This is a genomic window from Roseovarius tibetensis (assembly GCF_050896375.1).
GTDB classification, from domain to species: Bacteria; Pseudomonadota; Alphaproteobacteria; order Rhodobacterales; family Rhodobacteraceae; genus Roseovarius; species Roseovarius tibetensis.
Map to the genome: position 1 here is coordinate 41,061 of NZ_JBPBBB010000017.1, position 24,016 is coordinate 65,076.

29 protein-coding genes and 1 riboswitch are annotated in these 24,016 nt (G+C 65.6%); of the genes, 11 read left to right on the forward strand and 18 right to left on the reverse strand.

Annotation, left to right across the window (positions count from 1 at the left end):
- Positions 1-3: 3 nt before the first annotated feature.
- The 3 genes from cobM to cbiE are packed head-to-tail and all read right to left on the reverse strand — an operon-like array spanning position 4 to position 2,365.
- Positions 4-804 (reverse strand): precorrin-4 C(11)-methyltransferase, encoded by an 801-nt coding sequence (gene cobM, locus ACROSR_RS12200; protein ID WP_432685410.1) that lies wholly within the window; start codon positions 802-804, stop codon positions 4-6.
- Positions 801-1,172 carry a cobalamin biosynthesis protein gene (locus tag ACROSR_RS12205; RefSeq protein ID WP_432685412.1) on the reverse strand — a complete coding sequence of 124 codons (372 nt, stop codon included), beginning with the start codon at positions 1,170-1,172 and terminating at the stop codon, positions 801-803. The genes cobM and ACROSR_RS12205 overlap by 4 nt, the downstream gene beginning before the upstream one ends.
- Positions 1,169-2,365 carry a precorrin-6y C5,15-methyltransferase (decarboxylating) subunit CbiE gene (cbiE, locus tag ACROSR_RS12210; protein WP_432685414.1) on the reverse strand — a complete coding sequence of 399 codons (1,197 nt, stop codon included), beginning with the start codon at positions 2,363-2,365 and terminating at the stop codon, positions 1,169-1,171. Before cbiE ends, ACROSR_RS12205 begins: the two co-directional genes overlap by 4 nt.
- Between cbiE and ACROSR_RS12215 the strand changes: the two genes are divergently transcribed.
- A complete protein-coding gene (locus tag ACROSR_RS12215; protein WP_432685416.1) occupies positions 2,364-3,119 on the forward strand; it encodes a cobalt-precorrin-6A reductase in 756 nt (251 codons plus the stop codon). The two genes, cbiE and ACROSR_RS12215, sit on opposite strands and share 2 nt — an antisense overlap.
- Here the strand turns inward: ACROSR_RS12215 and cobJ are convergent.
- Genes cobJ through ACROSR_RS12250 form a run of 7 tightly spaced genes read right to left on the reverse strand, consistent with a single transcriptional unit; the run spans position 3,092 to position 11,125 of the window.
- Positions 3,092-3,844 carry a precorrin-3B C(17)-methyltransferase gene (gene cobJ / locus ACROSR_RS12220; protein ID WP_432685417.1) on the reverse strand — a complete coding sequence of 251 codons (753 nt, stop codon included), beginning with the start codon at positions 3,842-3,844 and terminating at the stop codon, positions 3,092-3,094. The two genes, ACROSR_RS12215 and cobJ, sit on opposite strands and share 28 nt — an antisense overlap.
- Entirely contained in the window at positions 3,841-4,572 is a 732-nt protein-coding gene (gene cobI, locus ACROSR_RS12225; protein WP_432685419.1) for a precorrin-2 C(20)-methyltransferase, read from the reverse strand. Before cobI ends, cobJ begins: the two co-directional genes overlap by 4 nt.
- Before the next feature lie 7 nt (positions 4,573-4,579).
- Positions 4,580-5,209 carry a precorrin-8X methylmutase gene (locus ACROSR_RS12230; protein WP_432685421.1) on the reverse strand — a complete coding sequence of 210 codons (630 nt, stop codon included), beginning with the start codon at positions 5,207-5,209 and terminating at the stop codon, positions 4,580-4,582.
- Positions 5,210-6,358, reverse strand: coding sequence for a cobalamin biosynthesis protein CobG (locus ACROSR_RS12235; protein WP_432685423.1), 1,149 nt, complete (start codon positions 6,356-6,358; stop codon positions 5,210-5,212).
- Positions 6,355-9,654, reverse strand: a complete 3,300-nt coding sequence (cobN, locus tag ACROSR_RS12240) for a cobaltochelatase subunit CobN (protein WP_432685425.1) — start codon at positions 9,652-9,654, stop codon at positions 6,355-6,357. Before cobN ends, ACROSR_RS12235 begins: the two co-directional genes overlap by 4 nt.
- 15 nt (positions 9,655-9,669) lie before the next feature.
- Positions 9,670-10,725 carry a cobalamin biosynthesis protein CobW gene (cobW, locus tag ACROSR_RS12245; RefSeq protein WP_432685427.1) on the reverse strand — a complete coding sequence of 352 codons (1,056 nt, stop codon included), beginning with the start codon at positions 10,723-10,725 and terminating at the stop codon, positions 9,670-9,672.
- Positions 10,726-10,735: 10 nt separating this feature from the next.
- Entirely contained in the window at positions 10,736-11,125 is a 390-nt protein-coding gene (locus tag ACROSR_RS12250; RefSeq protein WP_432685429.1) for a DUF1636 family protein, read from the reverse strand.
- A 93-nt stretch (positions 11,126-11,218) separates the two neighbouring features.
- Positions 11,219-11,425: riboswitch (cobalamin riboswitch) on the reverse strand.
- 38 nt (positions 11,426-11,463) lie between these two features.
- Between ACROSR_RS12250 and cobO the strand changes: the two genes are divergently transcribed.
- Both cobO and ACROSR_RS12260 read left to right on the forward strand, forming a co-directional pair.
- The gene (gene cobO / locus ACROSR_RS12255; RefSeq protein WP_432685431.1) at positions 11,464-12,075 is read left to right on the forward strand and encodes a cob(I)yrinic acid a,c-diamide adenosyltransferase; all 612 of its coding nucleotides are present in this window, start codon (positions 11,464-11,466) and stop codon (positions 12,073-12,075) included.
- A gap of 18 nt (positions 12,076-12,093) precedes the next feature.
- The gene (locus ACROSR_RS12260; protein WP_432685488.1) at positions 12,094-13,527 is read left to right on the forward strand and encodes a cobyric acid synthase; all 1,434 of its coding nucleotides are present in this window, start codon (positions 12,094-12,096) and stop codon (positions 13,525-13,527) included.
- Between the two features lie 3 nt (positions 13,528-13,530).
- Here ACROSR_RS12260 and bluB read toward each other — a convergent pair whose 3' ends face one another.
- From bluB to ACROSR_RS12285, 5 genes are all read right to left on the reverse strand, one after another.
- Positions 13,531-14,154 carry a 5,6-dimethylbenzimidazole synthase gene (gene bluB, locus ACROSR_RS12265; protein ID WP_432685433.1) on the reverse strand — a complete coding sequence of 208 codons (624 nt, stop codon included), beginning with the start codon at positions 14,152-14,154 and terminating at the stop codon, positions 13,531-13,533.
- Positions 14,145-15,128, reverse strand: a complete 984-nt coding sequence (gene cobD, locus ACROSR_RS12270; protein ID WP_432685435.1) for a threonine-phosphate decarboxylase CobD — start codon at positions 15,126-15,128, stop codon at positions 14,145-14,147. The genes bluB and cobD overlap by 10 nt, the downstream gene beginning before the upstream one ends.
- Before the next feature lie 7 nt (positions 15,129-15,135).
- A complete protein-coding gene (gene cbiB, locus ACROSR_RS12275) occupies positions 15,136-16,071 on the reverse strand; it encodes an adenosylcobinamide-phosphate synthase CbiB (RefSeq protein WP_432685437.1) in 936 nt (311 codons plus the stop codon).
- Positions 16,068-16,664 carry a hypothetical protein gene (locus tag ACROSR_RS12280; RefSeq protein WP_432685439.1) on the reverse strand — a complete coding sequence of 199 codons (597 nt, stop codon included), beginning with the start codon at positions 16,662-16,664 and terminating at the stop codon, positions 16,068-16,070. The genes cbiB and ACROSR_RS12280 overlap by 4 nt, the downstream gene beginning before the upstream one ends.
- Before the next feature lie 176 nt (positions 16,665-16,840).
- The gene (locus tag ACROSR_RS12285; protein WP_432685441.1) at positions 16,841-17,491 is read right to left on the reverse strand and encodes a histidine phosphatase family protein; all 651 of its coding nucleotides are present in this window, start codon (positions 17,489-17,491) and stop codon (positions 16,841-16,843) included.
- Between ACROSR_RS12285 and cobU the strand changes: the two genes are divergently transcribed.
- From cobU to ACROSR_RS12305, 4 genes are all read left to right on the forward strand, one after another.
- Positions 17,472-18,005, forward strand: a complete 534-nt coding sequence (gene cobU, locus ACROSR_RS12290; protein WP_432685443.1) for a bifunctional adenosylcobinamide kinase/adenosylcobinamide-phosphate guanylyltransferase — start codon at positions 17,472-17,474, stop codon at positions 18,003-18,005. The two genes, ACROSR_RS12285 and cobU, sit on opposite strands and share 20 nt — an antisense overlap.
- A complete protein-coding gene (gene cobT, locus ACROSR_RS12295) occupies positions 17,989-19,005 on the forward strand; it encodes a nicotinate-nucleotide--dimethylbenzimidazole phosphoribosyltransferase (protein ID WP_432685445.1) in 1,017 nt (338 codons plus the stop codon). The genes cobU and cobT overlap by 17 nt, the downstream gene beginning before the upstream one ends.
- A gap of 8 nt (positions 19,006-19,013) precedes the next feature.
- The gene (locus tag ACROSR_RS12300; protein WP_432685447.1) at positions 19,014-19,736 is read left to right on the forward strand and encodes an adenosylcobinamide-GDP ribazoletransferase; all 723 of its coding nucleotides are present in this window, start codon (positions 19,014-19,016) and stop codon (positions 19,734-19,736) included.
- 230 nt (positions 19,737-19,966) lie between these two features.
- A complete protein-coding gene (locus tag ACROSR_RS12305) occupies positions 19,967-20,149 on the forward strand; it encodes a hypothetical protein (RefSeq protein ID WP_432685449.1) in 183 nt (60 codons plus the stop codon).
- Between the two features lie 341 nt (positions 20,150-20,490).
- On the opposite strand, the gene ACROSR_RS12310 is transcribed toward ACROSR_RS12305, so the two are convergent.
- Positions 20,491-21,522 (reverse strand): IS110 family RNA-guided transposase, encoded by a 1,032-nt coding sequence (locus ACROSR_RS12310; RefSeq protein WP_432685451.1) that lies wholly within the window; start codon positions 21,520-21,522, stop codon positions 20,491-20,493.
- Positions 21,523-21,576: 54 nt separating this feature from the next.
- Between ACROSR_RS12310 and ACROSR_RS12315 the strand changes: the two genes are divergently transcribed.
- The 4 genes from ACROSR_RS12315 (at position 21,577) to ACROSR_RS12330 (ending at position 23,264) form a co-directional block, all read left to right on the forward strand.
- Complete coding sequence (locus tag ACROSR_RS12315; protein WP_432685453.1) at positions 21,577-21,831, forward strand: hypothetical protein; 255 nt, start codon at positions 21,577-21,579, stop codon at positions 21,829-21,831.
- Between the two features lie 100 nt (positions 21,832-21,931).
- On the forward strand, positions 21,932-22,279 hold the full coding sequence (locus ACROSR_RS12320) for a hypothetical protein (RefSeq protein ID WP_432685455.1): 348 nt from the start codon (positions 21,932-21,934) through the stop codon (positions 22,277-22,279).
- Between the two features lie 58 nt (positions 22,280-22,337).
- Positions 22,338-22,607: a hypothetical protein gene (locus ACROSR_RS12325; RefSeq protein WP_432685457.1), complete on the forward strand. Its 270-nt coding sequence runs from the start codon at positions 22,338-22,340 to the stop codon at positions 22,605-22,607.
- A gap of 99 nt (positions 22,608-22,706) precedes the next feature.
- Positions 22,707-23,264 (forward strand): DUF3489 domain-containing protein, encoded by a 558-nt coding sequence (locus ACROSR_RS12330; RefSeq protein ID WP_432685459.1) that lies wholly within the window; start codon positions 22,707-22,709, stop codon positions 23,262-23,264.
- Between the two features lie 6 nt (positions 23,265-23,270).
- Here ACROSR_RS12330 and ACROSR_RS12335 read toward each other — a convergent pair whose 3' ends face one another.
- Positions 23,271-23,651: a hypothetical protein gene (locus ACROSR_RS12335; RefSeq protein WP_432685461.1), complete on the reverse strand. Its 381-nt coding sequence runs from the start codon at positions 23,649-23,651 to the stop codon at positions 23,271-23,273.
- A 60-nt stretch (positions 23,652-23,711) separates the two neighbouring features.
- On the reverse strand, positions 23,712-23,927 hold the full coding sequence (locus tag ACROSR_RS12340; RefSeq protein WP_432685463.1) for a DUF7220 family protein: 216 nt from the start codon (positions 23,925-23,927) through the stop codon (positions 23,712-23,714).
- Positions 23,928-24,016: the final 89 nt, after the last annotated feature.

The window sequence follows — 24,016 nt, forward strand, 5'->3', positions numbered from 1 at the left end:
AAGTCACCCATTTTCTGTTTCCTCCGTCCAGTTTATCCACGGACTCTCCGCGCTCTGTGGCCGGTAGCGGCGGTCATAAGTCTCCGCATATAGGCAGCTTTCCTCGAACCCTTCGCCCGCCAGCGCGGGGCCAACGAGGATCAGGGCCGTGCGTTGAATGTTTTCCGTCAGCTTGCCTTGAATATCCGCCAGTGTTCCGCGAAGGATCGCCTCGTCCGGCCAGCTGGCCCGGTAGACCACGGCAACCGGACAGTCCGGCCCATAGGCCGGCGTCAGGTCGTCCACCACGCGCACCAGGTTCTGGATTGACAGGTGGATGGCCAGCGTGGCGCCGGTGGCGGCGAAATTTGTCAGTGTCTCGCCCTCGGGCATGGTGGATGCTCGACCCGGGGTGCGCGTCAGGACGACCGATTGCGCCAGCCCCGGCAGGGTCAGTTCAGCCCCGAGCGACGCTGCGGCGGCGGCAAAGGCGGGAACGCCCGGCGTGACCGACACCGGAATACCCTCGGCCCGCAGGCGGCGCATCTGTTCGCCCATGGCCGACCAGACGGACAGGTCGCCCGAATGGAGCCGCACCACATCCTGGCCGGCCTGTTGGGCCTGCCGGATCTCGGCGACGATCTGATCCAGATCCATGGGCGCCGTGTTCACGATATGCGCGCCGTCAGGGCAGTGATCCAGAATGGCCCTTGGCACCAGAGACCCCGCATAAAGACAAACCGGGCAGCGCGCGATGATATCGCGGCCGCGCAGGGTCAGCAGGTCCGGCGCACCCGGTCCGGCACCGATGAAATGGACGGTCATGAGGAGACTCCTTTTGCTATGGCACAGCTGGCGAGGCGGTCCTGCGCGTGTATGCGCGGGCTCAACAGCCGCGCACCCGTCCCGGCGGCGGCGAGGGCCGCGGCTTCGGCCAGGGACCCGGTGGCCCGCTCCGCCGTGACCCGAGCAGACTGTGTCTGCGTGGTTTGAGTGGCCAGTGTTTCTTGCGAGACCGGATGAACGGGAACCCCCAGCGCCTGCGAAAGCGCATTGAGCGCCGTGGCTTTGTCTTGTGCTGTGGCCAGAGCATCCGGCCCGGAAATTCCGGCCCGGGCGCAGGCCAGTCGCAACGCGTCGCGCAAGCTGTCATCCCGCGCCCGTGTGGAAAAACCGAAACCCGCGACGATCATAGGGCGTGGCTCCATTGCGTGATGGGATAGGCCGCGCGCCAGCCGCGTTTGCAGCCGATCGGGGCGGTATCGGCAATTTCGATCCGCATCAATTTGCCACCAAGGCGGGCCTGCGACTGCGTCAGCAGCGCCTCGCTCTCCAATGTCACGGCATTGGCGACAATCCGCGTGCCTTTGGGAAGGGTTTCCAGCTGCGCCAAGAGCGCCGGAGACAGGCCCCCGCCGACGAATACCGCGTCGGGCAAGGCGAGATTTGTCAAGACGTTCGGGGCTTTGCCCTCAACAACGCACAGGCGATCCACGCCCAGCTTGGCGGCGTTGGCGCGTATCCGATCGGCCCGGTCGGGGCGCGGCTCGATGGCCGTGGCACGCAGGGTGGGGCCCGACAGAAGCCATTCGATCCCGATAGAGCCGGAGCCGCCGCCGATATCCCAAAGATGCTCGAAAGGGCGCGGTTCGAGGGCCGCCAGTGTCAACGCCCGCACGGGCTGTTTCGTGATCTGGCCGTCACTGGCGAACCAGTCATCCCCGCGCCCTGACGCCAGCGGCAGCACGTCGCCGTCGCCGGCGACCTCGAACGCCACGCAAACAGGGTGGGCAAATTCGCCTCCCTGCACGTCTTGCGCCGTGGAATCCGTGACCCGTTCGCGCGGACCGCCAAGCGCCTCCAGCACCGTGCAATGCGATCGGCCAAAGCCGCAGTCGTCCAGGTAGTGCCCAAGCTCCGCAACAGCCTGTCCATCGCGCAGCGTGACGATGATCCGCTGCCCGGGTGCCAAATGCGGACGCAGACGGGTCAGCGGAGCGGCATGCAAACCAAGGCATAGCGCCTTGTTCAGGGCCCATCCCAACCGGGCGGCCGCCAGCGAAAAACTTGATCGGCCGGGGAACGCCCGCCATTCCGCCCGCTCAAGCCGCGTGGCAAGCGACGTCCCGGCTCCGAACCAGAACGGATCGCCCGATGCCAGCACCACAGTGGGCTGGCCGCGTCGCGCCATCACGAGGTCAAGCCCGTCGGAAAATGGCACCGGCCATTCCATCCGCCGCGCCCCGCTTTCCGGCAAGAGCGACAAGTGGCGTTTCGCACCGAAGATGCAATCGGCTTGTGCCAAGGCTTCTTTGCTTGCGCGGCACAGACCGTCCGGTCCATCCTCGCCCAAACCGATCACGGTTAACCACGGAGTCTCAGACATGCGCCCGAACCTCCTTATTCTGGGCGGCACGACCGAGGGGCGCAGCCTGTGCCATGCGGTGGCCGACGCGGGCCTCTCCGGTACGGTCTCCATGGCAGGGCGCGTCACCCGCCCCGCGCCGCAGGGCGTGCCGATGCGCGTCGGCGGATTTGGTGGCGTCGCGGAGCTGGCGCAGTATTTGCGCGACCATGCGATCACCCATGTGATCGACGCGACCCATCCCTTTGCCGCGCAAATGAGCTGCAATGCCATCGAGGCCTGTGCGCAGACCGGAACCCCGCTTGTCGCGCTGACCCGCGCACCGTGGCAGGCACAACCGGGAGACCGCTGGAGCCATGTCCCTGACATCGCGGGCGCGGTGGCCGCGCTGGACGGCCCGCCGAAACGCGTGATGCTGGCCGTCGGGCGCATGCATTTGCCCGATTTCGCCGCAAATCCGCAGCATGGCTACCTTTTCAGGCTGGTCGACCCTCCCGCAGAGCCTTTGTGCTTTCCCGACGCGACTGTGATCGTGGATCGTGGCCCCTTCACGTTGGACGGAGACCGCGCGCTTCTGGCCAAGCATCGCATCGATCTGGTGGTGTCCAAAAATGCGGGTGGCACCGGTGCGCAAGCCAAGATCATCGCGGCGCGCGCGCTGGGCTTGCCGGTCCTGATGATCGATCGGCCCGCCATCCCGCCGCGCAAGGAGGCGCATTCCATCGCCGAGGTGATGCGCTGGATGGGTCATGCCCGCACCGATCTGGGGGTATAGACGATGGGCGCGCCCGCACGTTCGATGATGCGGGTGGTCGATGAGCCGACCAGAACCACCGTGCGCATGTCGGCCATGTCGGGCGTGCAGTCGGTCAGCGGCACAACGCGGATCTCTTCCTGGGGCGTCGAGACCGCGCGCGCAAAGACGACCGGGCGGGCGTCGCCACAGGCTTCTTGCAAGATCTGCAAGCTCTTGGCGAAGCCTTCGGGCCGGGAGCTGGAGCTCGGGTTGTAAAAGGCCATGGCGAAATCAGCCTCGGCGGCAAGCCAAAGCCGCTTTTCGATAAGCGCCCATGGTTTGAGGTTGTCGCTGAGGTTGATGGCGCAGAAATCATGGCCCAGCGGGGCACCGGCGCGCGCGGCGGCGGCCAGCATGGCGGTGATGCCCGGCAACACGCGGATGTCCAGATCGCGCCAATCCGCCGGTCCCGCCTCTACCGTTTCAAAGATAGCAGAGGCCATGGCAAAGACCCCCGGATCGCCGGAGGAGACAACCACGACCTGCCGACCCTCGCTGGCCATTTCCAGGGCGTGTCGGGACCGGTCGATCTCGACCCGATTGTCCGACGGGTGCAGGGTCAGACCCGGTCGGTCCGCCACGCGGGCGACGTAAGGAATGTAGCCCACCACATCGGTGGCCTGCGCCAACACCGCGCTGACCTCGGGGGTCACAAGCGCGTCGGCGCCGGGGCCAAGCCCCGCGATGACAAGCGAGCCTCTCATGGTCGCCTCCCGTTGCCATGCACAACGATGATCGAGAAATACGGCGTCACCCTGTCGCCGGCCTCGGACAGTCTTTGCACCGTTTGGTCTGCCATGGCGGCGTATTCGATTAACCACGCATCATCGAACCGTCCCGCACGGTGCAGTGCTTCGCAGACCTTTGTAAAATTGCGGCCGATCTTCATGACCACAAGCGCATCGGCGCGGGCCATGTGATCCACAAGCGCATCCTCGGGCAAGGTGCCCATCAACACGCTGAGCACATCGTCGCCCCAGGTGACGGGCAAACCGGTCGCTGTCCATGCCGCGCTCATGCCGGTGATGGCGGGCACGACGTCGACCGGGCAATCGTCCTTGAGCCGGGTATAGAGATGCATGAAAGAGCCGTAGAAGAACGGGTCGCCTTCGCTTACCACGACCACTTCCTGCCCGGCCTCCGACAAGCCCCGCAGGCGCGCGGCACTTTCCTCGTAAAAGGTGGAGAGGATTTCATTGTAGCGCGGATCGCTCAGGGGGATTTCCGTCGTGACCGGATATTTCATGGCGATCTCGGTCACATCCGGGCGCAGCATGCCGTCAAGGATGCGCTTGGCCTGCCCGATGCGGCCAGCCTTGCGGAAAAACGCCACATGCGAGGCTTGCCTCAGCAGGCGGTCCGCCTTGACCGACATCAGCTCCGGGTCACCGGGACCGAGCCCGACGCCCCATATCGTGCCTTTTGGTTTCACAGGGGGGTCATTCCTTGCGGCTCGCGATGGCATTGATGGCCGCCACGGTGATGGCGCTGCCGCCCAGGCGACCTTCGACGATGCAGCAGGGCACGGGTTGATCCGCCCAGAGCGCGTCCTTGCTCTCGCGCGCGCCGACAAAGCCCACCGGGCAGCCGATGATGGCGGCCGGGCGCGGGCAGGCCGGGTCTTCGAGCATGTTGAGCAGGTGAAACAGGGCCGTCGGCGCATTGCCAATGGCCACCAGCGCGCCTTGGAGCCTTGGCCGCCACAGTTCAAGCGCGGTGGCAGAGCGGGTGTTGCCCATGTCGCGCGCCAGGTCGTGGACGCCGTCGGCGTGCAGGGTGCAGATCACCTCGTTGTCAGCCGGCAACCGGGCACGGGTTACCCCCTCGGACACCATCCGCGCATCACAGAACACTGGCGCTCCTGCGTCCAGCGCGCCGCGTGCGGCCTTCGCAAATCCCGGTGAAAAGCGCATGTGCTTTTCCAGCCCCACCATCCCTGCGGCATGGATCATGCGCACGGCGATCTGTTCTTCGTCCGCGTCGAACCGCGCGAGATCGGCCTCGGCGCGGATCGTGGCAAAGCTCTCGGCATAGATGGCAGCGCCGTCTTTTTCGTATTCATAGGGCATTCAGGCGAGTCCGGTCAGGTCATCGAGGTGATCAGGGTCGAGACCGACGGCTTCGGGCGCGTCCCATGGGGCACCATCGCGCACAAGGTCAAAGCGCCCGTTGCGCCCGGTCAGGGTGAACGCGGCCGGGCGCGCCAGGGCACAGCCCTTGGCGCAGCCGGATACGTGCAGCCTCCCCGGCACCTTGTCGGCCAAACGCCGCGCGAGCGCGCGCGTCTCTACCGTCGCCTGTGGGCAAAGCGGCGCGCCAGGACAGGCGTGCGCGTCAAATAGGGCCGATCCGGGTTCGCAGACAAAGCCGGGCGCGCTGTCCGCAAGGGCGCCGCGCAGGCAGAACAATCGGTCGAGCATCAGCCGTATGTCTCGCATACCGGGCAGCCCGAGCGCCGCCTCTAGCGCGTCCACCGGAAGGCTGCCGAACGGCGCACCGAGGATCAGGCAATCGCTGCCCCGGCCCGGTGTCAGCGGTGCCGCCGGGGCCCGCGGCGCGCGGTCTTGCCACGCGTCCGGCAGGGGCGTCTTCAGCAAGTGCCGCCGCATGCGCCCGGCGTCCGGGCCACCCGTCTCGACAAACCAAGTGATCATCTCTGTCAACGCCGCCATGGCGGTGGATTCGGTCACGGCCCGGCCCAGTGTCGACCCGTCGGCCCGCAGCAGCAGCCGGCCCATTGCATCATGTTCGAACCGGAAATCTGCAGACCCGCCCGCAAGCCATGCCCCTGCGCCGGTGTCCAGCGCATAACCCATCTTTTGCGGCAAGGCCGGCAGTCCGGGGAGCGTTTTCAGAAGGGCGTCCTGAAGACGGTCGGTCTGGTCGCCCGCCTGCCAGTCGTGTGGCATCAGGATGTTGCGGTGACCCTCGACGGCCGGGTCTTCATCCAGCAGCCCCGCTGCGGCCAGTTCGGCCAGCAGGGCCGGGTGATCGGCCGCAGCGACGCCGCGGATCTGCAGATTGGCCCGGCTGGTCAGGTCCAATGCGCCATTGCCATAGCGCCGCGCCAGGTCGCAGAGCGTGCGCCCCTGTGCGACCGAAAGCGTGGCACGAAACGGACGAACCCGCACCACCAGTCCATCGCCGGACATCATCGGGCGATGCGCGCCCGGGCACCAGCCCTGCACGATGGGTGTGTCGGAGACTGTATCGCTCATGTCGCCAGCCCCTCGCCAAGCTCGGCCAGGATCGAGTTGCGCCGCGTCTGCCACAGCCCGGCCTCGTGCAGGGCGCGGAAGGTATCCTGCATCGCGTCATGCGCGCGAGGATTGGTCTCTTGCAAGAAGGCCGCTGTTTCGGGATCGCCCAGCGTCGCCTCGTGATACGCGTCGAACAGATGCGGGCCGACCGCACCCGCCAATTGCGCGAAGCTGGCCATGTGATCGAGCGTCGCGGCAAGCTCTGCCGCCCCGCGGAACCCATGCGCGCGCATGCCGGAAATCCAGTGCGGATTCGCAGCGCGCGCCTGCACCACGCGGGCGATCTCTTCGGGCAGCAAGCGCGCCCGGGGGGCCTCGGGGTTGGTCACGTCCAGATGATAAAGCGCGGCCTGGCCGCCGGTGATGCCCTGCGCCGCGGCAAAGCCCGCCTCGTGCGCGGCGTAATCCGAGGCCAGCAGCAGATCGGTCTCTGGCAGGTCCTGCAGATGCACGAAGCTGTCAGCTTGTGCCACGCGGGCCTTGAGGCCGTCCATGTCTCGCGTGGCCGTCTCACCGTCGAGGGCCCAGGCGGAGGCATCGAGCCATGCTTGCCCGGCCTGAACACGGGCCTCCGGCGTGAAGCTGTCCAGTGCCGTGCCCATGCCAAGGCCAAAGCTGCCGGGTGCCGGGCCATAAACCCGCGCGGCCGGGGTGTGTCCGGCATAGGGGTTCCAGTCCGGCGCCTCGTCACGCGCGGCCAGCGCGCGGGTGGCTTGGGCAAAGAGCGCCGAGAGCGTCGGGAAAACATCGCGAAACAGGCCGGACACGCGCAGGGTCACATCGATGCGCGGCCGGTCCAGCTCGGCAATCGGAAGCACCTCCAGCCCGGACACGCGTTCGGAGCCCGTGTCCCAGACCGGGCGCACACCCAACAGGTGCAGCGCCATGGCGAATTCCTCGCCGGCGGTGCGCATGGTGGCCGAACCCCAGAGGTCCACGATCAGCCCGTGCGGCCAGTCGCCTTCTTCCTGCAAATGCCGCCGGACCAGTTCCTCGGCCAGTTTCACACCCTGCGCATAGGCGGCGCGGGTGGGGACGGACCGCGGATCCGTGGTGAACAGGTTTCTGCCGGTGGGCAGAACATCCTGCCGTCCGCGATAGGGCGAACCGGAGGGCCCTTCGGCGATGCGGCGTCCGTCGAGCGCATCAAGCAGCGACTGGCGTTCCGCCGTCGCCGAGGCCGTGACATCGAATGCGCCCGCCTTGTCCGGGACGCGGCCCCAGATGTGCAGACCCTCGCCGAACTGGCTTTCCTTGATGTCGCAGACGAAACGGTCGATCCGGGTGATCGCCTCGGCGCTACAGGCGGCGCCGTCCAGCCCTAGATCATCTTCGACCCCCAACACCTGCGCCTCTGTGCGGATATCCGTTTGCAGCCGGTCCCGGCGTTTCGGGTCCAACCCGTCGGCGTTCGAGAACTCGTCGAGCAGCGCTTCCAGACGGGACAGCCTGTCAGGCGTCTCGCTTTGACGCAGCGGCGGGGGCACATGGCCCAAGGTCACGGCGCCGATCCGGCGCTTGGCTTGCGCGGCCTCGCCGGGGTCGTTCACGATGAAGGGGTAGATCACCGGCAGCGCGCCGGTAAGCACCTCGGGCCAGCACTCGCCTGACAGCGCCACGGATTTGCCGGGCAGCCATTCCAACGTGCCATGCGCTCCGACATGCACCAGCGCGTCCGCTTGGTCTTGTAACCACAGATAAAACGCCACGTAGGCGTGGCGCGGGATGCGCGACAGGTCGTGGTATTCGTCGTCGCGCAGCTTTGGTGTGCCGCGCTCGGGTTGCAGGGCGACCAGCCCGCGCCCGGTGCGCCACGCGGCAAAATGGAAGGCCCCGTCCCTGACACTGTCATCTGCCTCCGGAGCGCCCCAGGCCGCATGCAGATCGTTCCGAAGCTGCCAGGGCAGGCGTTCGAGAAGGGACTCGTATGCGGCCAGTGGTAGGCGAAAATCCTGCGCCAGAAGCCTGTCTTCGAGATCGGGTGCGGCATCCTCGACGTCGTAGCCCGCGCGCGCAAGATCGGACAGGATCGCGCGCGCCGAGGCCGGGGCGTCCAGCCCCACGGCATGGCCCATGTTCCAGTCCTTGCCGGGATAGGTCGAGAGCACCAATGCCACGCGCCGCTTCGATACCGGTTTGGACGCCAGATCGGTCCAGCCGCGCACGCGTGCCACCACGGCGTCTGTCCGTTCTGCATCAGCCGCATGGCCGTAGCGCGCGAATTGAAGATCGGGATCACGCTTGCCCGGTTCCTTGAAGGACACCACGCCGCCCGTCAGTCGTCCGTCCACCTCGGGCAGCACCACGTGCATTGCCAGATCGGCGGGTGACAGGCCGCGCTCGGCTTCGGCCCAGGCTGCGCGGGTGGAGGTGGCCAGTGCCACTTGAAAAACCGGGACCCCGCCCGCATCCAGAGGAGACCGACCCTCGGCACCCTTTCCGCTGAACGCGGTCGCGTTGACGATCGCGTCCGGGCCGTAGGCACGCACCTGGCGGGCCATCCAGCCAGCTGCATCCGGGGCCTTGAGCGACGGGGCAAAGAGCGCGCGCGCATGAAAGCCCTGTGCGCGAAAGGCGGCGACGAGGCCGGTGATCGGTGCCAGATCGGCCGCCACGAGATAGGACCGGTAGAACACGATCATCACGCGGGGGCTTTCGTCCGGCGGCATGTCCGCCAAAGGGCATACCACGCCCTGTTCCGGCGTCCAGGTGCCGACGGGCGGAATGGATTTGGTTCCGCGCACCGGTGCCGCATAAAGACCGGCCGCGAGCGCCATCTGCGCCAACGCGGCCTGCGCTGCCACCGCGCCGCCGGCATCACAAAGATGCGCCAGCCGGCGCAGGGTCGAGACGGGCAGGGTGGACGCCGTGTCCAGCCGTGTATCCTCGCGGCCATCTGCGGGAAGGACTGCCACGGCGATCCCCTTGCGCTGCGCCAAGGCCAGAACCTGCTGCACGCCGTAGTCCCAGTAGGGAAGGCCGCCGATCAGCCGGATAAGAATGCCCTTGGCGCTTTCCAGCGTGTTTTCCACATAGGTATCGACAGACAACGGATGCCGCAGGGCTGTCAGGTTGGCCAAACGCAAGCTGGGCAGCTTGCCCTCGGGCCCGCCGCCCTGCCGCCACCCTTCCGCGAAAGCGCCCAGGTCGCTGTCGGAAAAGGACAGCACCACCAGATCTGCCGGGTCCTGGCCCAGGTCGGTCGGGGTGTCTGTCTCTTCGAGACCGTGGCTTTCGCGGAAAACGACATGCATTGCAGGCGGCCCGGTTTATTCGGCGGCCTGCGTGGCGGGGCTGAGCACCGCCCGGATCGCTTCGGGGTTTATATCATCATGTTCGGCGATGACCACAAGCCGGCCTGCGCGCGCCTCGTCCGGTTTCCAGGGGCGGTCATACTGGTGGCGCACTCGCGCGCCCACGGCCTGCACCAACAGGCGCATCGGCTTGCCCGCCACGCTGGCATAGCCCTTCACGCGCAGGATGTTGTTCTCGTTGGCCAGTGTCTCGATGGCACGGACCAGATTCGCCGGATCCGTCAGCTCCGGGATGTCCACGACGATGGATTCGAAATCGTCATGTTCATGATCGTCGTGATCATCGTGATGCGACGGGCGCGCTCCCATGTCGTCTTCGGCTGCGGCTTCGAGCCCGAGGATCACGCGCGGATCCACCGCGCCCTCGGCCACTTCGACCACGGATAGCGGGCGCGGTGCCTCGGCGGCGATGATTTCCCTGGCTTTGGCCACGCCGTCGGGACCGGCCAGATCGGGCTTGGTCAGCAGAACGATATCCGCGCAGGAAATCTGATCCTCGAACACTTCGGAAAGCGGTGTTTCGTGGTCGAGACTGTCATCGGCTTCGCGCTGTGCATCCACTGCCGCAACATCAGGTGCAAAACGGCCCGAGGAGACGGCTTCGGCATCCGCGAGCGCGATCACCCCGTCGACGGTGATCCGAGAGCGGATACCCGGCCAGTCAAACGCCTTGAGCAGTGGCTTGGGCAGAGCCAGGCCGGAGGTTTCGATCAGGATGTGATCCGGGCGCGGCTCCAGCTTCATCAGCGCTTCGATCGTCGGGATGAAATCATCGGCCACGGTGCAGCAGATGCAGCCATTGGCCAGTTCCATGATGTTTTCGGCCGGACAATCCGGGATGGCGCAGCCTTTGAGGATTTCCCCGTCCACACCCACATCACCGAATTCATTGACCACCACGGCCAGCCGTTTGCCGCCGGGGTTCTGCATCAGGTGCGAGATCAACGTCGTCTTGCCCGAGCCGAGAAAGCCGGTGATCACTGTAACGGGCAGTTTTGCGAGATTGGTCATGTCAGGCGTCCTAAGCTTGGGTGACAGGAGGGATGCGCGCGACGCAGTTGCGCTTGAAGTGGTCGGGGCGCTGGCGCCACGGGATGATCCCGTCGGCGCTATCCTGATACTGCGCGGCCCCCGAAAGGATCATTTCCGGATGCGACGTTTCTTCGACGTGACCGAAAACATAGGTCCATTTCGTGTCACCGCCGCGCAGCGCGACGGTACAGCCGTAATCACAGTTCTGAAGGCATTCGACCGGCGTGATGCGCAGGCCGTCGGGACATTTCAGGGCTGTCAGCCCGTCATAAAGCGCCTGCCCCGGCCGACGCGCGTCTGACGGGATTTCCTGCCCCCGCCGGCATTTGACGCAAACGAGCAGTTCCGTTTGCGGCTGGTTTCTGGCGTTGATTGACATGTCCTCGGTCCCACCTGCATGGAACGCGGGTCAGATGGCGGAAAAAGCCCGGTTACAGGGCCGCATTCCGTCACCGGAACACCCCGTCCGGTTTCGTGCTTCATGGTGTTGGCAGGTCTCCCGGCTTGCGGATTACGGGCCAAGGCCCTGCGGCGGCTCGTCCTTCCCAGCATTTGCCAGTGGTCTCGAGCAACCTTCTCCGGTCACGGTCGCGGGGGCGGCTGTGCTTGACCACGGAATTCGTGGCTGCACATTCCCTTTTCACCTGTGTAGACAGGCACCAACACCACGCCACTTGGTCCGAATCCACAGTGCTTGTCAAGAACGGGGATGCCGAAATGAGCAGCGAAGAAAATGACCGCCACGCGGAAAAAATGAGCAAGATCAAGGCCGTGCGTGACAGGATGATGGAAAGCAAGACCGAAGAAAAAGGCCTGATCATGGTGCATACCGGGTCGGGCAAGGGCAAATCGTCGTCCGGTTTCGGCATGATCATGCGCTGTATCGCCCACGGGATGCCCTGCGCGGTCGTCCAGTTTATCAAGGGCAATTGGGCGACGGGTGAGCGATCCTTTTTGCGCGAGCGGTTTCCCGATGAATGCCGCTTTTTCGTCTCGGGCGAGGGCTTTACCTGGGAAACCCAGGACCGTGAACGCGATATCGCGGCGGCGCAGCAGGGATGGAAAATGGCGCGCGAGCAGATCTTCGACCCCGAGGTGCAGTTTGTCCTGCTCGACGAGATCAACATCGCGCTGCGCTATGATTACCTCGATATAGACGAGGTGGTCGATTTTCTGCTGCACGAGAAACCCGACATGACACATGTTTGCCTGACCGGGCGCAACGCCAAGTCCGAGCTGATCGAGGCCGCGGACCTTGTCACCGAGATGACGTTGATCAAGCACCCCTTTCGTGACGGGGTGAAGGCGCAGCAGGGGGTGGAGTTCTGATCCGTGCCGGGCGCACTAATGATCCAGGGCACCGGCTCGAACGTTGGCAAGTCCATGCTTGTGGCGGGGCTGTGCCGGGCTGCGCGCAGGCGGGGCCTGTCTGTTGCCCCGTTCAAGCCCCAGAACATGTCAAACAACGCGGCCGTGGCGCAGGAAGGGCACGAAATCGGGCGGGCACAGGCGCTTCAGGCGCGGGCCAGCGGGCTGGCTCCGCATACGGACATGAACCCTGTGCTGCTCAAGCCTGAGACGGACACCGGCGCCCAGGTCATCGTTCAGGGAAAACGGCTGACTTCGGCCCGGGCACGCGATTACGCGCAGCTCAAACCAAAGCTTCTTGAGGCGGTGCTGGACAGCTTCAACAGGGTGCGGGCCGCGCATGACCTGGTGATCGTCGAAGGCGCGGGCAGCCCGGCCGAGGTCAACCTTCGACAGGGCGACATCGCGAACATGGGCTTTGCCGCGGCAGCCGATGTGCCGGTGGTGCTGTGCGGCGATGTCGACCGGGGCGGGGTGATTGCCCAGATCGTCGGCACCCAGGCGGTGATGGCGCAGGACGATGCGGCCCGGGTTAGGGGCTTTGTCATCAACAAGTTCCGCGGTGACCTGACGCTTTTCGACGATGGCTATGCGATGATCGAGGCGCGGACGGGCTGGCGCGGCTTTGGCGTGGCACCATGGTTCGACGCGGCCTGGAAACTGCCCGCCGAGGACGCATTGGATTTCGGCAAGCCGGAGCGGGCAGAAGGTGTCCACATCGTATGTCTGCGCTTCAGCCGAATTGCGAATTTCGACGATCTCGACCCGCTGATGCAAGAGCCGGGGGTGCGCCTTACCATGCTGTCTGCTGGCCAGCCCATCCCTGCGGATGCCGATCTGGTTGTCCTGCCGGGGTCCAAATCCACGCGCGGCGATCTGGCATTTCTTTGCGACCAGGGCTGGGATATCGACCTGATGGCCCATCACCGCCGTGGCGGGCACGTGTTGGGCATATGCGGCGGCTACCAGATGCTCGGCCGCGAGGTCGCTGATCCCGACGGCATCGAGGGTCCGGCCGGCAGTATCCCCGGGCTGGGGCTTCTCGACATCCGCACCGAGATGGGCGGCGACAAGAGCCTGCGCGCTGTCCATGCGCACCACATCGAAACTGACCTGCCGTTTCACGGGTACGAAATCCATATCGGGCGCTCTGACGGCCCGGATCGGGCCCGCGGTTTTGCTACCGTGGCGGGTGCGCCGGAAGGGGCGGTCTCGGCGGATGGGCGTATCTCGGGAAGCTACCTGCACGGGATGTTTTCCGACGACGTCTTCCGGGCCGCGTGGCTGCGCCGGATAGGCGTGGCCGCCTCCGGCGTCGCCTATGACCGCACGCTGGAGGCCACGCTGGACGCGCTGGCCGATCACCTGGAAACACATCTTGATGTCGACGGCTTGCTGGCCCTGCGGGCCTGAGCCTCAGCGCGTTTGCCATTCCGTCCGAGTATTTTGCTGCCATCCGGCCCGGTGCAACAGTGGCATGTCCGCGTCGAACTCGGCATAGCCTACGCAAAGATAGGCCGTGAAACGCCATGTCGGGGGCACGTCGAACAGTGTCTCGATACGGTCGGGGTCGACGATGGACACCATGCCGACGCCGATATTGCAGGCCCGCGCCATCAGCCACATCGCGTGGATCGCCATTGCGGTAGATTGCTCCAGGGTCGTCGGCATGGTTTGCCGCCCCAGCCCCCGGCCTTCGCCCGGGGCGGTTTCGGTGAAAACCGCCAGATGCTCCGGTGCCCGGTCCAGCCCGGCAAGCTTTAAGGCCAGATAGGCCGCCCGGTCGGCCCCCTCATACCCGTCGGCTGCCGCCGCGTTCTGACGCGCGAACTCGGCGCGCACCTTGGCGCGCAGCGTCTGGTCGACAACACGCAGAACGCGCCAGGGCCGGGCGTTGCCGACCGACGGGGCGCTGTCCATCGCAGCGCGCAGGCTTTCCATCGCCGCATCGGACAGCGGGTCGGGGCGAAAATGGCGGACGTCACGCCGCCATGCCAGCAGTGTCTGCAGGCTGTCGCGATGCGTCTCGGTCATCTGCATGCGGCGGCCGCTATCGCTGTCTCGAACTGTGGCCAGCGTGCCGCGTCGGGCAGGCCAAGCCGAATCCAGGTGTCGGAATACGGGAAAATCCGGCTCCAGACCCGGTGCCGTGCCAGCGCCTCCTGCGTGGTCGTGGCATCAAGGGTCGCATAGGTGCGAAACAGAGAGGTCCCGCCGATCATGTCCCAGCCCGCCTGTCGCGCCAGCCCGTCGAGCCGCGCAGCCCCCGCGGTCAGCCGGGCTGTTGTCGTTGCCCGCCAGTCGCGATCAGCGAGGGCGTGACAGGCCACGTCGATGGCTGGCCCGGAAACGGGCCAGGGGCCTGCCCTCTCGGCCAGACGCTCCGCCACGGCGCCATTCGCTAGCGCAAACCCGAGCCGCAGCCCAGCCAAGCCGTAGAATTTCCCGAAAGAGCGAATAACGATGATCGTCTCATCATCAATCTGCGGGGCAGTGGACAGCTCTGATTCGGGGTCAGCGAAGCTTTCGTCGATGATCAGAAGCCCCACATGTGCCGCAAGCTGGTGAAGGGTGTGTGGCGCCGTGCGACGCCCGTCAGGGTTGTTGGGATTGACCACGACAGCCAGATCTGCGCCAGCCAAATCCGCGACCTTGTTCACCTCATCCACCTGCCAGCCACAGGCCCGCAACGCGGCGGCATGTTCGTTGTAGGTCGGCGCCAGCACCTTGGCTCGGCCCGGTCTGCGCAAGCCCGGCACCAGCTGGATGGCCCCCTGGGCCCCGTTCATCGCGATGACGCGGGCCGGGGTGGCATAGGCCTCGGCTGCGATCCGGTTCAGGCGCACCATGTCAGCCTTGCGGGGCAATACAGCCCAGGATGCCGCTGGTATCGGCGGCAGCGGGTAGGGGCTGGGGTTGATCCCGGTGGACAGGTCCAGCCAGTCCTCGGGTGCACCGCCCCATCGGGCCATCGCCGCGTCCAGATTTCCGCCGTGATCTCGGGATTTTGCCATGCGTGCCTTAGAGCAGCGCCAAGACGGCCAGGGCAACCCCGCAAACTGTCATGGCGCGCCAGTAAAGAGACAATGCGTCTGCCAGATCTAGAGGGGACGGATCGGCTGCCCCTTTGTTCAACCATGGCTCCTGTGCGACATGGTCCCCATAGACGCGCGGGCCGGACAGACGAATATCCAGCGCGGCGGCCATCGCCCCCTCGGCCCAGCCGGCATTGGGCGAGCGGTGTTTTGGCGCATCGCGCAGCATCACCCGAAAGGCCCGCACCGGGCGGCCGGACACACAGGCAAAGATCAAGCCGGTCAAACGCGCTGGAAGCCAATTCACGAGGTCATCCAGCCGGGCCGCGGGTTTGCCGAAAAATTCGTATCGCGCATTGCGATGGCCGATCATCGAATCCAACGTGTTGATGGCCTTGTAGGCATAGAGGCCGGGCAGGCCCAGCAGCACCCCCCAGAACAGCGGCGCGACAATCCCGTCCGAGGTGTTTTCCGCAAGGCTTTCGGTGGCGGCGCGGGCAATGGCTGGGGTATCCAGCTGCGCCGGGTCGCGTCCGACGATCAGGCTGACCGCGTTGCGTGCCGCGGGCAGGTCGCCGCGTGCCAGCGGGCGCGCGACGGCCCGCACATGATCGTGCAACGCGCGCAGGGCGATCAGCGGCCAGGCCAGCACGGCGGCGATCATGATCCCGGCCCAGCCATCGGGCAGGGCCGCCTGAACCGCCCAGGCCGGCAGGGCGGCCATCAGCGTCACGATCACCGTCGTCGCCAGGCCGCCCCGCAGTCTTTCGCAGTCCGATTCGCGGTTCAGCCGCGCCTCGCAGGCCGAGATGACCCGCCCCAGCCATGTCACCGGATGACCGATCCGCGCGTAGAGCCGGCCCGGCCAGCCAAGACAGAGGTCCAGCGCCAGCCCTGCCAGCATGACCAGGGCAAAGGTCATGCCGCCCCCGTCTCGAAGCTCATCACTCCGGTCAGACCCGCCTCGCGCAGGGCGGCCGGGCCATGTGCGGGGATGGTGCCGGGGGCAAAGACCAGCCCGCGCAGCGACCCCGTGTGCGCGCGCGTGTTGCCCAGCGCCCCCAGGTCCCGTGCCAGCTCTGCCATCGGGTCCGCCGGGCCGCGGGCCGCACGACAGCGGTGCGCGGATTCGCTGGCCAGCGCCGCGAGGCGGGGCAGATCGGCGCACCGGGCCGCCCTGTCCCAGTCATCAACAAGGTCCGATATATCCGCGAAGTTGTCGTCGCCCGCATCCGTGCGGACCGGCGCGCCCCAACGCCCGCCCAGAATGGCCGCCCGCGGCGGGGCCGGCATGTCGCGCAGCACGCGCCCCTGACGCGAGGCCCAGAGCACCCGGTCCGGCTGTGCGAACATCAGCGGGTCGCTGGCCTTCTCGACCTCGATGCAGGCCGCGGCCAGCCGCTCGGGCGCGCCGTCATACCCCGCCGCCCGCGCGAGCGCGATCAGCGCGGCCGTCGAGGCGCCGCCCCCGATGCCGGCCGCGAAATTGCGCGTCACCCCCTCGGGCAGCGACACCACGCCCAGGCGTGCCGCGAAACGGGCCAGGACATCTGGCGCAAATGGTGGGGTGTCGTCCCCTGGCGCACTGACCTGGAACGCTGGGCAAGGCAAAGTGGTCAAGACAATGGGGCCTTCTGGGCCAAATCTTCCCTGCAGCCACTCTCCGAAATGGGCAGTAACAGTGGCCGTTTTCATGTCCGGTTGACCTCGATCACCGAGACCGGACCCTCCGGCCCGCATCGCAGCCGAGTCACCGACAGGTTCCCTACCTCGAAGGCCAATCCGCTGGGCACATGATGGGTCACCATGGCAATCGCTGCACGTATTACGCCCGCATGGACGACAAGAACCACGGGGCCGTTGTCGTAAGCCATCTGGCCATACTGCGAAAAGGCCGGGCTTGTGCGCACGCAGAGATCGGAAAAGCTCTCGCCGCCCGGCGCAGCATAATCCGCAAGATCGTCGCCGCTCAGGATCCCGATGTCGGGCAATTCACCAAACGGCAAACCGTCATGCGCGCCAAAGTCCTGCTCCCACAGCCGCACGTCCTGCTCATGGCTGCCAAACAGTGCCTCGGCCGTCTGACGACAGCGCCGCGCGGGGCTGCTGACAACATGCCCAGCAGGGCCCAGATCATCCCGCAGTGCATCCGTCGCTGCGTGGTCGATCCGGGCGTCCAGATCGGTGCGCCCACAAAGAACCCCAGCCCATGACACCGGCGCGTGACGGATCAGAATTATTTCACCTGAGGAGATCCTTTTCATACGCAAGGGGCGGCTTTCGACTTTATTTTTGCGTGACAAAGTGCTTTCCCACAGAGCAATGAAAAAGTCGATACTCATAACGGGTGGCGCCCGATCGGGAAAGTCCACTTTGGCCGAGCGCAAGGCGCTGCAGCCCTGCGGGCGGGCTGTCTATATCGCGACGGCGCGGGTCTATGACGGGGACAGCGAAATGGCAGAGCGCATCGCGCACCACAAAGCCCGACGCCCGCCCGGGTCCTGGACCAACCTCGAGGCCCCCACCGACCTGGCCCAGGCTCTGCGCGCAACCGATGGCGATGTGCCGCGGCTGGTGGATTGCCTGACCTTGTGGCTCACCAATCTGATGCTGGACGAGGCCGATTGGCGGAGCGAGACCGAAACGCTCATCGAGACACTATCCGAGCAAAGCGCGCCGGTCGTGCTGGTGTCCAACGAGGTCGGTTTCGGTATCGTTCCCGAAAACAAGCTGGCCCGCGCGTTTCGTGATGCGGCAGGTCAGGTCAATCAGGCCGTGGCCACAGCGTGTGATGAAGTCTGGCTTGCGGTGGCGGGTCACCCGGTAAAGGTAAAACCCAATGACACTCCTTTCTGACATGCAGTCGCTGGCGGCTGTCGAAACGCTTGCCGAAACCCTGCCTTCGCGTGACACCGAGGCGGTGCGCGCGGCCACCGAGCGCCAGAACAGCCTGACCAAACCGCCGGGTGCCCTTGGTCGGTTGGAAGCTTTGGCGGCGTTCATGGCCGGGTGGCAGGGCACGGCGCGGCCAACGATTGACCGGGCGCAAGCGGTTGTCTTTGCGGGGAACCACGGCGTTTGCGCACAGGGCGTGAACCCGTTCCCTCAAGACGTCACCGCACAGATGGTGGCGAATTTCGAAAATGGCGGCGCGGCCATCAACCAACTCTGCCGAGCGACTGGCGCCGAACTTTCGGTCGTCGCGTTGGACCTTGACCAGCCAACGGGCGACATCACCCAAGGGCCCGCCATGTCCGAACAGGACACGCTCATGGCGATGCGGCGCGGGGCCGAGGCCGTGGAGGCGCAGGCGGATGTGCTTGTCCTGGGCGAGATGGGGATTGGCAATTCGACAATCGCAGCCGCCTTGGCGATGGCGGGTTTCGGAGGTGGCGCCGAAGACTGGGTTGGCCGTGGAACCGGGTCCGACGAGGCCGGTCTGGCCCGGAAAACCGATGCGGTCGCCCGCGCTGTCGCGCGCCACGCGACCGCGACCGGCCTGGGCATCCTGGCCGCATTGGGGGGGCGCGAACAGGCTGCGATCTGCGGTGCCGTGCTGCGGGCGCGGGCGCTGCGTCTTCCGGTGATCCTCGACGGGTTCATCTGCACTGCCGCGGCGGTGCCCCTCTACAAGGCCGCCCCGCGTTTCCTTGATCATTGCGTCGTGGGTCATCTGAGCCGCGAAGCCGGACATGCGCAGCTGATTTCCGCATTGCAGCAAGAGCCGATACTTTCTCTCGACATGGCACTTGGCGAAGGGTCCGGGGCGGCGCTTGCCCTCGGCGTGCTGCGTGCCGCGCTGGAGTGTCACAACGGCATGGCGACCTTCGTGGAAGCCGGCGTAGCGGACGCATGAGCTTGCGAATGCGCTTAGCCGAACTGCAAGTGGCGATGATGCTGCTGACCCGTCTGCCGGCGGGGCGGATCGATGGCTCGGTGCCGGATTTGGCGGCGGCGAGATGGGCTTTCCCCATTGTCGGCGGTTTCATCGGTTTTTTGACCTGGCTTGCCTACGCCGGTGCCCTGGCCATTGGTGCGCCGCCTGAAGTCGCGGCGGTGTTGGCCATGGCTGCCTTGGCGTTGCTCACGGGTGCGCTGCATTTCGACGGGCTTGCGGATTATGCTGATGGTATCGGTGGCGGCCGGGACAAGGCCCATGCCCTCGACATCATGCGAGACAGCCGCGTCGGCAGCTATGGCATGCTGGCAATGATCATCGTGGTCGGTCTGTGGACCGTCTCGGTCAAGGCCGCGAACCCCGGCCCGCTGGCGTTTGTCGGCGCCGCGATGCTGAGCCGTGCGGGAATGGTCGCCGTGCAGGAGATAGTGCCACTGGCGCGGCCTGACGGGATGGCACGGTTGGCATCCGGACAGACCCGTGCGGCGCGCATCGTTCTGGCAGCGGTGGCCCTTGGCGCATTGCTGTTCTGGACTGTCCCTCTGGGTATCTGCATTGCAGCGGTGACCGCGACGGCATGGCAGGCGCGCCGCAAGATCGGTGGCCAGACCGGCGATGTCCTCGGGGCCGTGCAATTGCTTTCAGAGACGGCGATCTGGGTCGCGCTTGCTTGCATGGCCACCTTATAATGATAATCGAAAGGTGCACCGCAATACGGCACTCTCGACAACATGGCCGACTTATACCAACGGCCTTAATTATTGGGCACCTCGATTTTTGACTATTTTCTTGGGCGCGCAACGGTGCGTTTGGCGTCAAGCGGGAGGGAAGTAGCCGTTTGGCGGTATGGCGCAGCAACTCTGATCCCCACGAGGCGGCGGCATCGCGCCCCGCCAGGCACAGGATCGGAGACAGCCCCATGACCATCGCTCAACGTTACAACGCCGAGGCAGCCCGCCTGCTGCGGCACATGGCAGAGAGGCTGGCCGTCGCGCCGACCATCACCACCGCGGACGAAATCGACGAGATCGTGTTCCGCCGCAGCGAATTCCTCGGCGGCATGGCCTGCGCCATCCTCGCCATGATCGACCAGCAGACCTGACGAGCACGCGCGCGCAGATCGCCATCCAGACCGGGCCCGAGGCATGGGCCCATGTGTATTGCTCTGTGGTTGCCGCCCAGTGTGCAAGAAGAATCTGACCTTCAAAGCCGGTGATCGAGCGCGGTTCTCTGTGAGGCCTTCATATGCGGCCTTCTCAGGAGAAGCTGGCCAGTATGGTGATCAGCGGAGCGGGTCCAAATTCATTACTCGTGCTTTCAAGCGCTAGCAATACCGCTGGTTTTCCCGATCCCGATCATTTCGATCATGTGCCCATTCAGGTCGTTGCCTTCTCACACGTCTACACCGACCTCAGGGTGCGATGCGCCGCACTTGTGCGTGCCTCATGCTGCAATCCCCATCGTCGGATCTCGATAATCTTGCTGTTTCGTAAGCATCGCCCATATGGCGCGCGCCATCTTGTTGGCCAGCGCGATGGCGACCACCATGCGGGGTTTCCTGGTGCAAATCCGTGCCAGCCATGACCCTTCAGGGATCCCTCTCCTCCCCGCCCAGTTCAGGCGTGACATCGCGCCCATGATCAGCATCTGCCGAATATCGGCCTGACCTGCTTTCGATACGCGCCCGAGTCTCTGTTTGCCGCCTGAGGAGAACTGCCGGGGCACAAGCCCAAGCCACGCGGCGAAATCCCTGCCACGTTCGAAGTTTTCCATGGGCGGCGCAAATGCTTCAATCGCCAGCGCGATCAGCGGTCCTACACCCGGCATGGTCTGCAGCCTGCGCGCCGTGTCCGTCTCAGCTGCCAGCTTCTTGGTCTTTGCATTCTTCTCTGCAATTCGGTCCGATATCTGAGTGATCTGTTCGAGTAGTTCGCGACATTCTTCACGAACCAGTTCCGGCAGGTCGGAATTGGGTGCCTCGATGATTTCAGCGACCCGCGGGAGGTGCTTGATCCCCTGGGGCACGACATGCCCGTATTCATAGAGGACGGAGCGGAGGGAGTTCACCAGGTCGGTGCGCTGGTGGACAAGGCGCTCGCGTGCACGAAACAAAACCGCGCGTGCCTGTTGTTCCTCTGACTTTGGCACAACGAATCGCATTTCAGGCCGCTGTGCCGCGATCACGATCGCCTCGGCATCAGCTGCATCGTTTTTCTGGCGCTTGACGAACGGCTTCACATAGCGCGGCGCGATCAGTTTCACGGCATGGCCCAGTTTCTCCATTTCGCGTGCCCAATAATGCGCGCTGCCGCAAGCCTCCATCGCGACGATTGATGGCGGATGATCCGCCATGAACCGGCGGAACTGTTCGCGCGTCAGCTTCTTGCGGAACTTGGCTTCGCCGCTGTCTGAAGCCCCGTGAAGCTGAAAGACGGTCTTTGCCAAATCGACCCCAATGATCGTGTCCATCGTCATGATTGCCCTCCTTCCATGCGTTCGTGGCGATTGTTGCCACTTTGGCATATTGCGATGCCCTCGGGGGAGGGCGGCAACCATTCCATTCATTACGACGGCTATCCCGGTCACATGCTGCCCGCGCTGGCGCCCTGGACGCCCGAGGATATCCTCGCCGCACGCGAAATCCGGCAGGTGCGCAGGGACGCGCTCGACTGCTTCGAGACCCCGCGCAAGCCCACCATCCTGCCGCGCCCCACGCGCGAGCTGAGCCATCTCTACGTCTGGCTTGGCGGCGTCTGGGTCGAGGTCAACCCGGGCGCCGAATGATCAGTGAGCAATATCATGACACTGATTTTGCTACACTTTCAGGGGCCGTGGAGCGATTCTGATTGCACAAGGACGATGCAACTCACCACGGAGCCACACCATGATCAACCCCGCCAACACCCTGATCGCCGAGTTTCGCGCCGCCGCGGACGAGATCGAAACCCTCATCGCGCCCAGCGCCTGCGCCATCGTCGCCGCGCAGACCTGGATCGTCATCGACGACTTCGGGCCGCTGACTTTCACCCTCACGGCTGAGGGGAGGACGCACCGTGCCACCTGCACGGGCCATGGCCGCGCGCACCGGGTCAACCGCTTCACGCGGCAAGACGCCCAGCGCCTCGCCGAGGCCTGCAACGCCCGCGCCGCCTTCTGGGCCGACGCCGCCCGCGAGGAAGCTGCCACGCTGCGCCGCCACATCGCCACGCTGGAAGCCACCATCGCCGCCTGAGCCATCATACGGAGGGGGGGCCGCGGGCCCCGCCACGACACGCGAAAGGAACCACGCCATGACCCGCCTCAACCCGATCACCACGCCCCGCCATCAGCTGCGCGCCGAGAAGGTGCGCCGCAACAAGGAGGCCGCGCTGAACGCCTTCATCGGAAAGAAGGTTGAGATCGACGGCATGCTCGCGCGCCTGCAGGCGCTCAGCGAAGATCATTTCGAGACTCACCCCGACGAGATCAACTGGGGCGATGTAGGCACGCTCGAGCACTATGCCAGCCTCCTCAAGCGCATCACCGACAGCGCCTTTGGCGAGGGGGAACACGCCGAGTGAGCCTTCCGGCCTAAGCTTCGGGTCAGCCCGCTAACACGGCGGTCTTCACCGGGTAGAAGGGCGCGTATTCTGCGCTGCCCGACAACACCGGAGGCCCCGATGCCCAAACTCACCGACACCCAGACCCTCATCCTCAGCCGTGCTACCACGCGGCCCGCCAATCTGGCCATGCCGCTGCCCGAGGGGCTGCATGGCGCCGCCGCGAAGGTGGCCGTGACCAAGATGGTCGAGCGCGGCTGGATTGAAGAGGTCGATGCCGATATCCGTCGCGCTGATCCCCTCTGGCGTGAGACCGGTGATGGTCATGGCACCACGCTGATCGCGACCGAGACCGGGCTGGCCGCCATCGGGAGCGCGCCCGTGGTCGTAAAGGCCGCTAGCGCATTGCAAAAAGCGAAGCCGGACCCCGCGCCAACGTCCATGGTGTCCGAGGCCCTGACGTCTCCGGCGATCCGCGCCGGCACCAAGCAGGCCCAGATCATCGCGCTCCTGCAGCGGCCGGAGGGGGCGTCCATTGGCGAAATCGTCGAGGCGACCGGCTGGCAAGCTCACAGTGCGCGCGGCATGATCTCCGGGGCGCTCAAGAAGAAGCTGGGCCTCGCGATCACGTCCGCGAAGGAGGAAGAACGAGGGACTGTCTACAGTCTGGACGCTTGATCGGGATCACGCCTCATCGAGATCGATCCGATCAGCGATCTCGGGCGCCATCAATCCGGCGTGCAGCGCCAGCAGGATCAGTTTTGCATCCAGCGTGTCGCCTTCACCGAGTGCGGTTTCCACACGAAGGTCGACGCGATCTGCATCCTCCACGCTGTTGCTTTCCGCGAACTGTTCATGTCCGAGCATGCAATAGGCCAGCAACTGTGCGGCTTCCGCGAAAGCGACATCCTGATCTTTGCCACCGCTATCCTTCTTGTTGAGCTTGATCACGGTCAGCTTGACGGGCTCCGGAACAAGAAGCGGATGCACGCCGGAGGCCCGGAGCGCATCATCAAGAGCTCGGACAGCGGCGGAGGGGCCCAGCATGTCGAACAGGCGAAACATGGCCGCGTCCCTATCAGGCTTTTGGCGCGCACACATCTCTATTCCGGCATGCAGATGTCGTCAGCACCGCTGCCAGCGCTCGAACAGCCTGCGCAGCGCGTAGCTGCGCAGGAGCGATATGCCGGTGAAGACCCCACCCAGCGCCAGGTTCTCGCCGAGGCTCGCCTGTCGCCCGAACCATGGAAACGCGACCAGCTGTGCGGCGACGGCAAGACCGTAGCCGACCACCACGTTGCTGATCGACTTGGTCAAAGACATGGCGCGGGACTGCCTCATGCCGCGTGCCTCTTGGCCTTGTGCGTCGCGAAGCTCTCGCCGGTTTCCGCCAGCACCGCCTCCGCGCCGCTTTCCGGGGGTGGATTCCT